Origin of the sequence: Mycobacterium sp. GA-0227b (genome assembly GCF_001499855.1) — a bacterium.
Taxonomy (GTDB): Bacteria; Actinomycetota; Actinomycetes; order Mycobacteriales; family Mycobacteriaceae; genus Mycobacterium.
Genome location: NZ_LQIK01000031.1, coordinates 274554 through 287357, shown reverse-complemented (window position 1 = coordinate 287357; position 12804 = coordinate 274554). Strand labels below are relative to the sequence as shown.

The following is a 12804-nucleotide window of genomic DNA, read 5'->3' as shown; positions in this document are numbered from 1 at the left end:
CCCGCTCAGCGTAGGCGCAACTCAGCTGCCGACGGTCAGGCCCACTTTCTGGAATTCCTTGAGGTCGCAGTACCCCGCCTTGGCCATCGAGCGACGCAGCCCGCCGACGAGGTTCAGCGAGCCGAACGGGTCGTCGGACGGGCCGGTGAGAACCTGCTCCAGCGACGGCCGTTCACCGACGGCGACCTGCAGGAACGCGCCCCGCGGGAGGGACGGATGCGCCGCGGCGGAGGGCCAGAACCAGCCGTCGCCCAGCGCCTCGGCCGAGCTGGCCAGCGGTGTGCCGAGCACCACCGCGTCCGCGCCGCATGCGATGGCCTTGGCCAGATCGCCGGAGGTGTGCATGTCGCCGTCGGCCAGCACGTGCACATACCGCCCACCGGTTTCGTCGAGGTATTCGCGCCGCGCTGCGGCCGCGTCGGCGATCGCGGTGGCCATCGGCACGCTGATGCCCAGCACCTCGTCGCTGGTGGTCACGCCGCTGGTCGAGCCGTAACCGACGATGACGCCGGCCGCGCCGGTGCGCATCAGGTGCAGGGCGGTGCGGTGGTCGAGCACACCGCCGGCGACCACCGGCACGTCGAGTTCGGCGATGAAGGTCTTGAGGTTCAGCGGCTCACCGTCGGACGCCACGCGTTCGGCTGAGATGATCGTGCCCTGAATGACCAGAAGGTCGATCCCGGCGGAGAGCAGCGCCGGCGTCAGCGCCCGAGCGTTCTGCGGGCTGACGCGCACCGCCGTCGTCACCCCGGCCTCGCGGATCCGCGCGACCGCCGCTCCCAACATGTCCGGGTCCAGCGGTGCGGCGTGCAACTGCTGCAGCAGGCGGATCGCCGCCGATGGTTCGGGCTCCTTCTCGGCCGCCTCGATGACCTCGGCGATCCTGCCCTCCACGTCGGCGTGCCGACCGATGAGCCCCTCGCCGTTGAGCACACCCAGGCCGCCGAGCCGGCCCATCTCGATGGCGAACTCGGGCGACACCAGCGCATCGGTGGGATGGGCGACCACCGGGATCTCGAACCGGTAGGCATCCAGTTGCCAGGCGGTCGAGACGTCCTGAGACGACCGCGTGCGCCGCGACGGGACGATGTTGATGTCGTCGAGTTCGTAAGTGCGGCGGGCGGTTCGGCCCATGCCGATCTCAACCATGTCTCGCATGGCGGTGGATCCCCCTGTCAGCGGGTGTAGTAATTCGGCGCTTCGACCGTCATCGTGATGTCGTGGGGGTGGCTCTCTTTGAGCCCGGCGGCCGTGATCTGCACGAACTGCGCCTGCTGCAACTGTTCGATCGTCGCCGACCCGGTGTACCCCATGGCGGCACGCAGGCCGCCGGTGAGCTGGTGGATCACGGTCGAGAGCGGCCCGCGGAACGGCACGCGACCTTCGATACCTTCGGGCACCAGCTTGTCCTCGGACAGCACGTCGTCCTGGAAATAGCGGTCCTTGCTGAACGATTTGGCGGCGCCGCGGCCCTGCATCGCGCCGAGCGACCCCATGCCGCGGTAGCTCTTGAACTGCTTGCCGTTGACGAAGATCAGCTCACCGGGCGACTCGGCGGTGCCCGCCAAAAGCGAGCCGAGCATCGCGGTCGACGCTCCCGCGGCCAGTGCCTTGGCGATGTCGCCGGAGTACTGCAGCCCGCCGTCGGCGATGACCGGCACACCCGAGGGTGCGCATGCGGCAACGGCTTCCATGATCGCGGTGATCTGCGGTGCGCCGACGCCGGCCACCACGCGGGTGGTGCAGATCGAACCCGGTCCCACCCCGACCTTCACCGCGTCGGCTCCGGCTTGTACGAGGGCGGCCGCGGCGGCCCGCGTCGCGACGTTGCCGCCGATAACCTCGACCCGGTCACCGACGGCGGCCTTGACCCGGCTCACCATGTCGAGCACACCGCGGTTGTGCGCGTGCGCGGTGTCCACGACAAGCACGTCGACGCCGGCGTCCACCAGCGTCATCGCCCGTGTCCAGGCGTCGTCACCGACACCGACGGCGGCGCCGACGAGCAGCCTGCCGTCCTTGTCCTTGGTCGACAGCGGGAACTGTTCGGTCTTGACGAAGTCCTTGACGGTGATCAGCCCGGTCAGCTTGCCGTGCCCGTCGACGATCGGCAGCTTCTCGATCTTGTTGCGGCGCAACAGGCCCAGCGCCGCCTCGGCGGACACCCCCTCGCGCGCGGTGATCAGCGGCGCCTTGGTCATCACCTCGGAGACCGGCTTGGACTGGTCCACCTCGAAACGCATGTCGCGGTTGGTGATGATGCCGACCAGCTCGCCGGTGTCGTCGACGACGGGCAGCCCGGAGATGCGGAACCGCGCGCACATCGCGTCCACCTCGGCCAGCGTGTTGTCCGGTGAGCAGGTGACCGGATCGGTGACCATCCCGGCCTCCGAGCGCTTGACCGTCTCGACCTGACCGGCCTGCTCGGCCACCGGGAGGTTGCGGTGCAGGACACCCATGCCGCCGGCGCGGGCCATCGCGATCGCCATGCGCGATTCGGTGACGGTGTCCATCGCAGAACTCACCAGCGGCACCTTGAGCCGGATCTTGCGGGTCAGTTGGCTCGAGGTGTCGGCGGTTGCGGGCACCACGTCGGAGGCGGCGGGCAGCAGCAGCACGTCGTCGAAGGTGAGGCCGAGCATGGCGACTTTCGTCGGGTCATCCCCGCCGGTCGGCACAGGCACCGCGATCGGGATGCTGCTTTCGGCAGTCGACGTGGGTATCGACAAAATGAGCCTCCAGTAACAAACGCAGCCGAGCGAGCTAGAAAACCATCCTATCGGCTGCGGACCGGCATCCCGGCCTCACGTGCCATGACGCACAGAACTATTGGCGCGCCTGTTGAGGAGCCGCCGCCAACGGCGGTAACGGCTGGCGCGATCGCGGGGCCGCTGCGTAGGGTGGACTCGTGCGTGACCACCTGCCACCGGGTTTGCCACCCGACCCGTTCGCCGATGACCCGTGCGACCCTTCGGCGGCGCTGGACGCCCTTGAGCCCGGCCAGCCGCTGGACCCGCAGGAGCGGACCGCGGTCGAGGCCGACCTCGCCGATCTGGCGGTGTACGAGGCGCTTCTCGCGCACAAGGGGATCCGCGGTCTGGTGGTGTGCTGCGACGAGTGCCAGCAGGACCACTATCACGACTGGGACATGCTGCGGGCCAACCTGCTGCAGCTGCTGGTCGACGGCACGGTGCGGCCCCATGAGCCGGCGTACGACCCCGAGCCCGATGCCTACGTGACGTGGGATTACTGCCGTGGCTACGCCGACGCGTCACTCAACGAGGCGACGTCGGACACCGACGGCTACCGCTGACGCTAGCTCGGCTCCTCGACCGCATCCGGGACCAGCACGGTGGTGGTGATCTCCGTCTGAGGCTCGGGCGCCTCCACGATCGGCTGCTCTGCCGACGGTTGCTCGTCTTCCTGCTGCTCGACCACCGACGGTTGTGACGACGGCGTGGGAACCGGAATCCGGCTGGTCGTCGGTAGCGGCGTGTCCGCGGTCGGCGTCGGCACCGGAGTTTCCTGCGCCGACGTCGGCAGCGGCGTCGGACGCGGAGTGCCTGTCGGGGTCGGCAGCGCGGTGCCGGGCACCGAAGTCGGAGTGCTCGGCAGCACCGTCGGCACCTGCGTTGACGGCGACGGCGACGGCACCGATGGCGAGGTGGTCTGCGACGGCGACGTGGTCGGCGACGGCGAGGTGGTCTGCGACGGCGAGGTGGTCGGTGACGTGGTGGTCTGCGCCGACGTTGTCGACGATGTGATGGCGTCTGTCGGTGTGTCGAGTACGACCGCCGGAACATCGGGGAAGGTCGGCAGCGGCGCACCCGGCGGCACGGTCGCCGCGGGGTTCTGTGCCTCGACCTTGACCGTCAACTCCTGCCACTGATTGACCAGTTCTTCCTTGCGCGTGGAGTCGTTCACCGTCGCGACGGTCGTGGTCAGCGTCTGCAGCTTGTCCTGGGCAGCTTGCCACTGTCCCTGATCGATCAGCTGCTGCACCTCGGCCATCTGCGTCTGCGCGGCGAGGACTACCGCGTCCTGGCGGGTGTCCTGCTGCTCACCGAACAGCATCGTGCGCAGTCCGTACAGGGAGTCGCCCGGGCCCGCTCCGGCCACCACCGCGCCGAATCCTCCGATGCACAACACCGCGGCCGCCGCCGACCCGACGACCGCCAGCGACGTGCGGCCGCGTCGGTGCGAAGCGGCGGCGCGGTCCAGGGCCAGCACCGCGTCGCGCGGGGTGACCGTCGCGGTGAGCGGGGCCTCGCGGATCTCGTCGCGCCAGCCGGCCATCAGCTGTGCCAGTTCGGCCTCGCTGGGGTCCGTCGAGTACACCGGCTGCTGGTGGGCCAGCGCATCGAGGAACCGGTCAGTGCGGTGCAGCTCGTTGAGCGACGGGTCTCCGCCGTTGGAGGTCCAGCGTCCGAAATCAGGCATAGTCGCGCCCCGTTGCGACGATCTCGGACTTGAGGCGCGCCAGCGCGCGGTGCTGGGCGACCCGGACGGCGCCCGCGGTGCTGCCGACGGCCTCTGCGGTCTCTTCGGCGCTCATCCCGACGACGACCCGCAAGATCAGGATCTCGCGCTGCTTTTCGGGCAGTACGGCCAGGAGACTGTTCATCCGCGCCGACGCCTCGGCGTCCAGTGCCATCTGCTCGGGTCCGGCGTCCAGCGAGAACCGCTCCGGCACGACATCTGTCGGGTCGGATCGGTTCCTGGCTGCTGCGCGATGCGCGTCAGCAACCTTGTGGGCCGCAATGCCGTACACAAAGGCCAGGAACGGTCGTCCCTGATCCTTGTAGCGCGGCAGCGCCGTGATGGCGGCCAAGCAAACCTCCTGCGCAACGTCGTCTGCTGAAAGGCCACTACGTTCGGTCGCCCCCACCCTTGCGCGGCAGTACCGAACAACGATCGGGCGGATGGTCTCCAGCACCTCCCTGAGCGCGTCCCGGTTCCCTGCCACAGCCTCAGCAACGACAGCATCGAGACGTTCTCCCGAAATTGTCATCGTGGGCGATCTCTCCAACGTTACGAACGGGACCGAACCCGGAAGGGTGGTCAGCTAAACAATAACTTTGACGTACGCGCGGATCCGGTTACCGCACCGACCACTCGCCGCCCCGCCGACGCACTGTATCGGCACAGCCATCGCGAAGCACCACGATGTCTTGCGTCGAATGCACGGCGCTGCCGATGTCGGTCAGCAAGCAGGCCAACGCCCATTGCAGCGGAACCATTCCGAAGCGCTGCGTATCCTCGAGCGCCGCGTCGGCCACGGCGCGGGCGGCGTCCAGGTCGCCGGCGCTGCACCGCGCTGCCGAGAGCACGACGGACGACTTCACCCTGTGACGCGCCGAACCCAGGGCAGCGGCGTGGTCGACGGCGCGTTCGGCATGGTGGACCGCCGCTACGCCTTCGCCGCGCGCCATCGCGAGTTCGGCGGTCACCCAGGCCAGTCGCACCCGCAACCGCGGCGGCGCGGAGGACGTCGCAAGCGCGGCGGCGCGGTCCAGCGCGCGTGCCGATGCCTCGAAGCGGCCCACCCCCAGGGCGTCGGCGGCAAGACCGATGAACGCGTCCGCTATCCCCTCCGTGTCCGATCCGGCGAGCGCCAGCGCCCGCCCGTCCCATCGCCGAGCCTTGGTATGCCAGCCCAGCTGGCGCAGAAACGATGCCTGGGTGCTGTGTGCCAACGCGTTCTCCGGCCCCCCGCGCCGGTACAGCTGGGCCAAGTCGGCACGCGCACTCGCGTAGCGGCCCTGACCGCCCGCGGCGACGGCGCGCAGCCACAATCCCCGTGACGTGGCGGCGGCGGGTAGCGGCCACAGCCCAGGGTCGTCGCCGAAGGCGGCGTTCGCCAGAACGGTGTCTGCGGGCATCGAGTGGCGACGGTATCAATCGACCCGAGGCTTGGTTAACAGTTGATGGCAGCAATGTTACTTCCGTGTAAGCGGAAAGAAGTAGCTGACGCCGGGTCGATTGACGCGAACTGGAGCAATACGTCGAACATTCAACCGCGAGGCATTTAATTGGCACCGTTCGCGTTCCAAAGCATCGCAATGATGAACGTGATGTAAATTCTTGGCCTGCGGTTATGTCAATGGCCACACGTTCGGCCTATTGACGGAATTTCGTGACCCTCCATACTTTATGTGCACGAGTGGTCATCGGCGACATGAGCTCGAATCGGATTTGAAACTCACGCACCCGTTCGTTTTGTGAATGGGTGTGCAGAGAGGGGTTTTCCAATGCCACAGCCGCAAGAGTTGCCCGGGCCCAATGCCGACCTCTGGGACTGGCAGATGGCCGGGCTTTGCCGAGGCGTCGATTCCTCCGTGTTCTTTCACCCCGATGGCGAGCGTGGTCGCGCTCGCGCCCAACGCGAGGTACGCGCCAAGGAGATGTGCCGGCGTTGCCCGGTCATCGCTCAGTGCCGCGCGCACGCCCTCGCCGTCGGTGAGCCGTACGGCATCTGGGGCGGGCTGTCCGAATCCGAGCGCGAGCTGTTGCTGAAGCGAGGCATCCGCCGCGCGTCATGAGGCGTCGGGCACATCAGACATCGTCGAGGTGTAGGCGGCCCGGCGGACCGCTGATGACCATCACCTCGTCGTAGAAATACTCCGTCGGTCCGTCGGGCCGGTCGATGAGCAGGCGCCACGGCGAATCGTCGTCGCCTTGGTCGCGGATCAACCAGGCTCCTGCCGCTTCGGGCCCGAAGATCTCCGCTGCGGGAACGGCCCACCGATGACCGAGCGCCTGACACGCCTGCGAATTCAGATGTCGGTCCGTCGTCACCCGTGCCAACCACGTCCGGACGGCGAACTGCAACCGGCTCGCCGCGAAGTCGGGCAGGGTTTCGTCGATCAGCAATGAGATCGGAGTGGGCGAGCCCTCGCCGTCGTTCCAGGCGAAGACGGTCCGGTAGGCATGGCCGCCGACCCCATGGTCGAGGGCGCGGGCATGAATGCGACGCACTCTGTGCGCTCGCCGGGCCCGCGTCCACCACATCCAGTAGCAGCCGACGGCCACCAGTAGCGCCGCGATCACCGTGAGCCCGACGCCGAGCACACCGTCGAAGTCCTTCAGCCAGGCCAGGAATACCAGGAATACCCCCATCGCGACGGTTCCGGTCGGTGACGGCGTGGCGTGCGGCAACAGCACACGGCTGGTGAACACCTCCGGCTCACGCCAATTCGGGACGTTCGGACGTGGCAACGATCGCAGCCCATGGCGTCTTGTGGCGTCGGCCCAGGCTTCGTGTGGCGCTCCCGGCCAATCGCGTTGCCGACTCTTCCTGACCACATTCACAGCATCCAGTTCGCCACTGAAGCGAACTATGTTGTAGCTCTGTGCTTTTCGTGAGAATCCGACGATCCCGGCTTTCCGAGGACCCGCTTGACGAATCCCCGTGGCAATACTGGAGGCTCGCCGTTGGTCCGGGGCAGAATGGAGCGCCAATGGTCAGCGACGCCAAGAGTGCTCTCCCGTGTTGGGAAGACACCATGCCGCACTTCTCCACTCGCGAGAAGGGTGATCGCATCACGGCGATGCCCCTCGATGCGCCCGGGATGCTGACCTTCTTCGCCGTGGCGACGTTCATCCTCTGGGTGCCCGCAGGAGTCGGCGGGGCGCTCTACTGCCACACCCTCAGCCAAGGAGGCAAAGAGCCGTGGCTGCTCGGGGTCGGCTCCATCTTCTACTCGTTCCTGCCGGCGACTGTCACCAACATCATCACCGACGAAGCACGCAACTTCTTCGGACAGCGCACGACGGCCAAACGCATCTCCGCCATTCCGTCGTGCACGGGAGCGGGCGTGGGCATTCTCGGCACGGCGATATGGGTGGGCGGTTCGAGCGGAGCGTGGTTGGCGTTGGCAAGCGCGGGATGTGGTGTCGCAGCGGCCGTGGCCACGTTGGCCGCGTGGAGAGGTATTCGGTACACCCGTGACCGTCAGGCCGGGATGGCCTGGCTACGCCACCACGGCCAGCGCACCCATGGCGTTCTGCGCGAGATCAGATTCCTGGAGAAGTGGAGCGACACCCACCCCTTGTTCACCGTGGTCGTGGAGTTCAGCACCGAGTACGGCCCTCGGCGGGTCGAGGCGAACATGGTCACCGCAAAGCGGCGGGTGCCACGAAAGGGAACCGCCGTGGTAGTCACCCGTTCCCCCAACGATTCCCGGGCCGATGTGCACATCGAACTCGACTATGCCCAGCGTCCCGAGTTCGACCCAGCTGCCTGGAAGTACGGGCAGCCTTCCGGCAACTAGCCGCGATCGGCCAGCTCGCGCAGCACCGAATCGGTTGTCGCCCAGTCCATGCACTTGTCGGTGACCGACTGCCCGTAGGTCAGCGGCCGGGCGTCCGAGGACTGCGCTCCGGCAACCAGGAAGCTCTCGAGCATCACCCCGCTGACAGGAAGTCCGTCGCGCATGAGCTGTGCCACCTCGCGGGCCACCGCGGCTTGGCGGATGTGGTCCTTGCCGGAATTGGCGTGGCTGCAGTCGATCACGACCCGACCGGGCAGCCCCGCCGCGGTCAGTTTCGCAGCCGTGGCGCGCACCGTCTCGGCGTCGTAGTTCGGCCCGCCGGTGCCGCCGCGCAGAATCACGTGGCAATCCTCGTTGCCGGCGGTGTTGACCAGGGCGCCGCGCCCCAAGTCGTCCATCCCGAAGAAGACATGTTGAGCGGCAGCGGCTTTCACGCCATCGACCGCGACCTGAATGTTGCCGTCAGTCCCGTTCTTGAACCCGACGGGCATCGACAACCCGGAGGCCAGCTGCCGGTGCACCTGAGACTCGGTGGTGCGCGCACCGATCGCGCCCCACGCGACGGCGTCGGCGATGTACTGCGGGCTGGTCGGTTCGAGGAACTCGCATCCGACGGGCAGGCCGATATCGATGATGTCGAGGAGCAGGTGACGCGCGATGCGCAGCCCGCGGGCCACATCGAAGGTGCCGTCCATGCCGGGGTCGTTGATCAGACCCTTCCAGCCGATCGTCGTGCGCGGCTTCTCGAAGTACACCCGCATCACGATCTTGAGCCGGTCATCGAGTTCGTCGGCGACTTTGACGAGCCGGCTGGCATAGTCCAGCGCCGCGGCAGGATCGTGCACCGAGCACGGTCCCACCACAACCAGCAGCCGACCGTCACGCCCGGCGAGAATGTCGGCGATCTCGTCGCGGTCGCGGGCCACCCGCTCGGCGCGCCGAGCACCCAGCGGGAACTCGGTGAGCACGTCATGCGGGCTGGGAATCTCGCGGAAACCGCGGACGCGCCGGTCCGACGTGGCGGGAGGGGTGGCGGTCTGCGCCAGGTTCATGTTCAGGTGCCTTTCTTGGTGCGGGCACCTGCGTGAATGTCCGGTGCCCTTGAACGACGAAAGGCAGCGACCTGGTGGTCACTGCCTGGGGCTCCGGGTGGATGTGCGCTTAGCGCTGCGCCTTATCGGCTCCGCCCGGAGCCTCGATAAAGCGCCAATAGCTGGCACGCACACCGATGTTCACGCGGGCCAGGCTACACGGCGGTCGTCGTCCGGCCAAATGCGATCTATTTTCCCTCCACCTCTGCTGCCCATTCCGCGGTCACCCCCGCTTGGACTACGTCCGATCCTGTGCCAGACCGGCGAGGTGCTTGAGCGAGTTGTCCAGGTGCTGCCGGTCGAACGGCGGGAAGCTGATGTGGTCGCGAATGGCGGGCGGCACCGCTGACCAGTCGTAGGTCAGCGTGACTTTCGTCCGGTCGGCACCGAGCGGCTCGAGATCGTAGCGCCAGATCCAGCCGCCGAAGTCGAGGTTGGCGTCGTCAGCGCCTTGGCCCGGCAACCACGCAATTGCGTGCGGCGGCTCGAAAACCTCGACCCGGTTGGCCATCTCGTAGTGCATGCCGCCGTAGTTGTCGTGGTACATCGCCATCCGGAAGATCTGCCCGACTGCCGTCAGCCGCTTGTCGTCGAGCGGCTCCCGCACCCAGCCGGTGCCGTCGATCGTCTGATGGGTGGTCGGGTCGGCCAGCACCGCGAACACGGTTTCGGCCGGCGCGTTGATGGTGCACACGGTGCTCATGGTGTCGTCAGTCATACCCGTACCGACCGAGGGCAACTCAGAAACTCATCGAGACTGCGCGTAGATCGTCATTTCGGCGAAAATCGTGATCTCACGGCAGGCTCGGCGCAGGTCGGTGGCGGAGTGGCCTGATGCTCGAACCGGCTGCCGCTAGCGGTGGGGCAGCCAGGCGCCGTCGAGCATCACCTGGTGCACATGTAAATCTTCGTCTAGCACAACGCAATTGGCGTCCATGCCGACGCGTAAGCTGCCGACGCGGTCGATCCTCAATGCGCGAGCCGGGGTGGTCGCCGTCATCCGTGCCGCCTTGGCCAGCGCCTCATCCGAGCCGCCGAGCTGGCCGACCGCGGTCCGGAAAAGCTGATCCATGGTCGCCGTGCTGCCGGCGATGGTCGACGTCCCCCGCACCCGCGCTATCCGCTCGGTGACCTCCACCTCGAGTGCGCCGATCCGAAATGGTCCGTCGGGCAATCCGGCTGCCGCCATCGCGTCGGTGATCAGCGCGACGCGATCGGGACCGACCGTCTCGATGACCTGCCGCACGAGCGCGGGGTGGACGTGCACACCGTCGGCAATGAGCTCCACGGTCACCCGCGGTTCTTCCAGCAGCGCCAGCGCCGGACCCGGGTCGCGGTGGTGCAGCGGTCGCATCCCGTTGAAGACATGGGTGCCGACCGTCGCTCCCAGTTCGATCGCACGTTTGGCGTCGTCGTAACTGGTATCTGTATGGCCGATGGCGACGATGACATCCGCGTCCGCAAGTCGGGTGATGGCGTCCTGACTGCCCGGCAGTTCGGGTGCCAGCGTGACCATCCGGATGGTGCCGTCGGCGGCGGCGAGCAAGGCGTCGATCTCGGCAGGGTCGGGGTTACGCAACAGCGTTGAGTCGTGTGCACCGCAGCGCGCCGCGCTCAGCCAGGGGCCCTCCAGGTGCACCCCGGCCACGGTCTGCCGTCGAGTCATCTCGGCGAGCGTCTGGACTTGACGCAGAAGATCGTCGGGAGATGCGGTGACCAGGCTGGCCACCGTCGTGGTGGTGCCGTGGCGCCGGTGGAACTCGGCTGCCTGTTCAATCTCTGAGCTGATGCCATCGGTGTACGACGCGCCGCCGCCTCCGTGCACGTGCATGTCGACAAACCCCGGCACCACTACGTGATTCGCGAAGTCGTGGTCGGGCGGCCGCGGTGACGGGCCGTGGCCGCATTCGCTGATTCGCCCGGCAGAGATAGCCAACCAACCCGGCTTGCAGACCTGGTCATCCAGGACCATGGTCCCCGCGGCGATGAGCGTCACGGAGCGTCCGTCACCTTATCCAGCCCGCGGGATTCATCAGGCCAGCGCCCGCCGTTCTCCCAGAAGTGCCGAATCTCTTCCAGCTGGCGGCCTTTGGTCTCCGGCGCGAAGCGATAGACGAATACGAGCGCGGCGAGCGCGAAGGCGCCGAACACCGCGAATGTTCCCCCGCCGCCGAGCGAATTGAGCATGGTCAGGAAGAAGGCGGCGATGATGGCATTGGCCACCAGATCGGAGGTGAGCATCGCACTCGAACCCATCGAGCGGAGTCGCGTCGGGAAGCTCTCACCGGCGTAGACCCATACCAGCGCGCCGAAGCCGAAGGTGAACCCGATGGTGAACAGCAGCACGCCGAGAAACCCGATCGTCGTGAGCGCCCCGCCGAACTCAGTCCCGGCCACGAAGACGCCGATCAGCATGGCGTTGGCGACGATCATCATCGCGATGCCGCCCAAAAGGATCGGCCGTCGACCGACTCGATCGACCATCATCAGTGAGACGAACACCGCTGCCAAAGCCGCCACTTGTATCAGCGCCGGAAGTATCAGCAGCGCGAAGTCGCCTTCGAAACCCATAGCCTCGAACAGTCGGGGGCTGTAGTAGACGATCGCGTTGATACCGGTGATCTGGATGAAGAAACCGAGCACCACCACGAAGACCGTGGCGCGAAGGTAGGGCCGCCGCAGCATTTCGCGTACCGCGCCGCCGGTTTCTTCCTTGAGCGCACGGCTGATTTCGGCGAGTTCGGCCTCGACGTCGGCGGTCGGCTCGACCCGGCGCAGCGTTTGGCGGGCCTCGTCCACCCGGCCCTTGATCATGTACCACCGCGCCGTGTCCGGCATCCACAGCAGCACCAACGTGACCAGCACTGCCGGTATCGCGGCCAGGCCGAGCATCCAGCGCCAACTGCCCGAGCCGGCCAGGAAGTACGCGGCCAGGTAGCCGATGATGATGCCGACCACCGTCGCCACCTGATAGGCGACCAACAACGAGCCGCGGACCTTCGCCGGCGCTGATTCGGCGACGAAGACCGGCACGACCACCACCGACACACCGATGGTGAGGCCCAGCAGAAAGCGCGACACCAACAACATGGGCACCGACACCGACAACGCGCTCAGAAGTGCGAAGGCCGCGTAGGTGACGGCGACGAGCACCATCGACTTCTTGCGTCCGATGGCGTTGGCAAGCATCCCGCCGCCAATCGCCCCGGCGATCTGGCCGATGACGATCGCTGTGGTCACCAACTCCTGCTGGCGGGTGGTCAGCCCGAATTCATCGGTGATGAAAAGAAGCGCACCGGCGATGTTGGAGAGGTCGTAGCCGTAGATGACGCCGACGCTGGCCGCCGCGACGGCCACCAGCGTTCCCAGGCGGGGGGCTCGCCGGATAGCGGTGTTGCCCACGTTGATCCTCTCGCCGGGGTTTGGATTGGTATATACCA

General features: G+C 67.2%; 13 protein-coding genes. 3 read left to right on the top strand and 10 right to left on the bottom strand.

What is annotated here, in order from left to right; translation table 11 throughout:
• Positions 1 to 21: 21 nt before the first annotated feature.
• Together AU185_RS20690 and guaB are read right to left on the bottom strand one after the other, a co-directional pair.
• Entirely contained in the window at positions 22 to 1149 is a 1128-nt protein-coding gene (locus tag AU185_RS20690) for a GuaB3 family IMP dehydrogenase-related protein (RefSeq protein WP_172800418.1), read from the bottom strand.
• A 26-nt stretch (positions 1150 to 1175) separates the two neighbouring features.
• Positions 1176 to 2642: an IMP dehydrogenase gene (gene guaB / locus AU185_RS20685; protein WP_231740428.1), complete on the bottom strand. Its 1467-nt coding sequence runs from the start codon at positions 2640 to 2642 to the stop codon at positions 1176 to 1178.
• A gap of 266 nt (positions 2643 to 2908) precedes the next feature.
• Between guaB and AU185_RS20680 the strand changes: the two genes are divergently transcribed.
• Complete coding sequence (locus AU185_RS20680) at positions 2909 to 3313, top strand: DUF5319 domain-containing protein (protein ID WP_059101442.1); 405 nt, start codon at positions 2909 to 2911, stop codon at positions 3311 to 3313.
• A gap of 2 nt (positions 3314 to 3315) precedes the next feature.
• Here AU185_RS20680 and AU185_RS20675 read toward each other — a convergent pair whose 3' ends face one another.
• The 3 genes from AU185_RS20675 to AU185_RS20665 all read right to left on the bottom strand — a co-directional run bounded on the left by AU185_RS20675 (position 3316) and on the right by AU185_RS20665 (position 5882).
• Positions 3316 to 4440 (bottom strand): anti-sigma-D factor RsdA, encoded by a 1125-nt coding sequence (locus tag AU185_RS20675; RefSeq protein ID WP_059101441.1) that lies wholly within the window; start codon positions 4438 to 4440, stop codon positions 3316 to 3318.
• Positions 4433 to 5011: a sigma-70 family RNA polymerase sigma factor gene (locus AU185_RS20670; RefSeq protein WP_059101440.1), complete on the bottom strand. Its 579-nt coding sequence runs from the start codon at positions 5009 to 5011 to the stop codon at positions 4433 to 4435. The genes AU185_RS20675 and AU185_RS20670 overlap by 8 nt, the downstream gene beginning before the upstream one ends.
• Positions 5012 to 5099: 88 nt before the next feature.
• Positions 5100 to 5882, bottom strand: a complete 783-nt coding sequence (locus AU185_RS20665; RefSeq protein ID WP_059101439.1) for a hypothetical protein — start codon at positions 5880 to 5882, stop codon at positions 5100 to 5102.
• Positions 5883 to 6251: 369 nt separating this feature from the next.
• On the opposite strand from AU185_RS20665, the gene AU185_RS20660 reads away from it, so the two are divergent.
• Positions 6252 to 6542 carry a WhiB family transcriptional regulator gene (locus AU185_RS20660; RefSeq protein WP_059101438.1) on the top strand — a complete coding sequence of 97 codons (291 nt, stop codon included), beginning with the start codon at positions 6252 to 6254 and terminating at the stop codon, positions 6540 to 6542.
• A gap of 13 nt (positions 6543 to 6555) precedes the next feature.
• Here AU185_RS20660 and AU185_RS20655 read toward each other — a convergent pair whose 3' ends face one another.
• Positions 6556 to 7218 carry a hypothetical protein gene (locus AU185_RS20655; RefSeq protein WP_231740424.1) on the bottom strand — a complete coding sequence of 221 codons (663 nt, stop codon included), beginning with the start codon at positions 7216 to 7218 and terminating at the stop codon, positions 6556 to 6558.
• A gap of 242 nt (positions 7219 to 7460) precedes the next feature.
• Here AU185_RS20655 and AU185_RS20650 point away from each other — a divergent pair, with 242 nt between their 5' ends.
• The gene (locus AU185_RS20650) at positions 7461 to 8273 is read left to right on the top strand and encodes a hypothetical protein (RefSeq protein ID WP_059101437.1); all 813 of its coding nucleotides are present in this window, start codon (positions 7461 to 7463) and stop codon (positions 8271 to 8273) included.
• On the opposite strand, the gene AU185_RS20645 is transcribed toward AU185_RS20650, so the two are convergent.
• The 4 genes from AU185_RS20645 to AU185_RS20630 form a co-directional block, all read right to left on the bottom strand.
• Complete coding sequence (locus AU185_RS20645) at positions 8270 to 9325, bottom strand: 3-deoxy-7-phosphoheptulonate synthase (RefSeq protein ID WP_059101436.1); 1056 nt, start codon at positions 9323 to 9325, stop codon at positions 8270 to 8272. The two genes, AU185_RS20650 and AU185_RS20645, sit on opposite strands and share 4 nt — an antisense overlap.
• Before the next feature lie 277 nt (positions 9326 to 9602).
• Positions 9603 to 10082: an SRPBCC family protein gene (locus tag AU185_RS20640; RefSeq protein WP_059101435.1), complete on the bottom strand. Its 480-nt coding sequence runs from the start codon at positions 10080 to 10082 to the stop codon at positions 9603 to 9605.
• Between the two features lie 135 nt (positions 10083 to 10217).
• Positions 10218 to 11360: an N-acetylglucosamine-6-phosphate deacetylase gene (gene nagA, locus AU185_RS20635; RefSeq protein WP_059101434.1), complete on the bottom strand. Its 1143-nt coding sequence runs from the start codon at positions 11358 to 11360 to the stop codon at positions 10218 to 10220.
• The gene (locus AU185_RS20630; protein WP_231740423.1) at positions 11357 to 12766 is read right to left on the bottom strand and encodes a sugar porter family MFS transporter; all 1410 of its coding nucleotides are present in this window, start codon (positions 12764 to 12766) and stop codon (positions 11357 to 11359) included. The genes nagA and AU185_RS20630 overlap by 4 nt, the downstream gene beginning before the upstream one ends.
• Between the last annotated feature and the right edge of the window lie 38 nt (positions 12767 to 12804).

Coding starts and splice junctions, on each gene's coding strand:
- AU185_RS20690 (WP_172800418.1), bottom strand. CDS start 1,149: ATGGTTGAGATCGGCATGGGCCGAACCGCCCGCCGCACTTACGAACTC.
- guaB (WP_231740428.1), bottom strand. CDS start 2,642: ATGCTCGGCCTCACCTTCGACGACGTGCTGCTGCTGCCCGCCGCCTCC.
- AU185_RS20675 (WP_059101441.1), bottom strand. CDS start 4,440: ATGCCTGATTTCGGACGCTGGACCTCCAACGGCGGAGACCCGTCGCTC.
- AU185_RS20670 (WP_059101440.1), bottom strand. CDS start 5,011: ATGACAATTTCGGGAGAACGTCTCGATGCTGTCGTTGCTGAGGCTGTG.
- AU185_RS20665 (WP_059101439.1), bottom strand. CDS start 5,882: ATGCCCGCAGACACCGTTCTGGCGAACGCCGCCTTCGGCGACGACCCT.
- AU185_RS20660 (WP_059101438.1), top strand. CDS start 6,252: ATGCCACAGCCGCAAGAGTTGCCCGGGCCCAATGCCGACCTCTGGGAC.
- AU185_RS20650 (WP_059101437.1), top strand. CDS start 7,461: ATGGTCAGCGACGCCAAGAGTGCTCTCCCGTGTTGGGAAGACACCATG.
- AU185_RS20645 (WP_059101436.1), bottom strand. CDS start 9,325: ATGAACCTGGCGCAGACCGCCACCCCTCCCGCCACGTCGGACCGGCGC.
- AU185_RS20640 (WP_059101435.1), bottom strand. CDS start 10,082: ATGACTGACGACACCATGAGCACCGTGTGCACCATCAACGCGCCGGCC.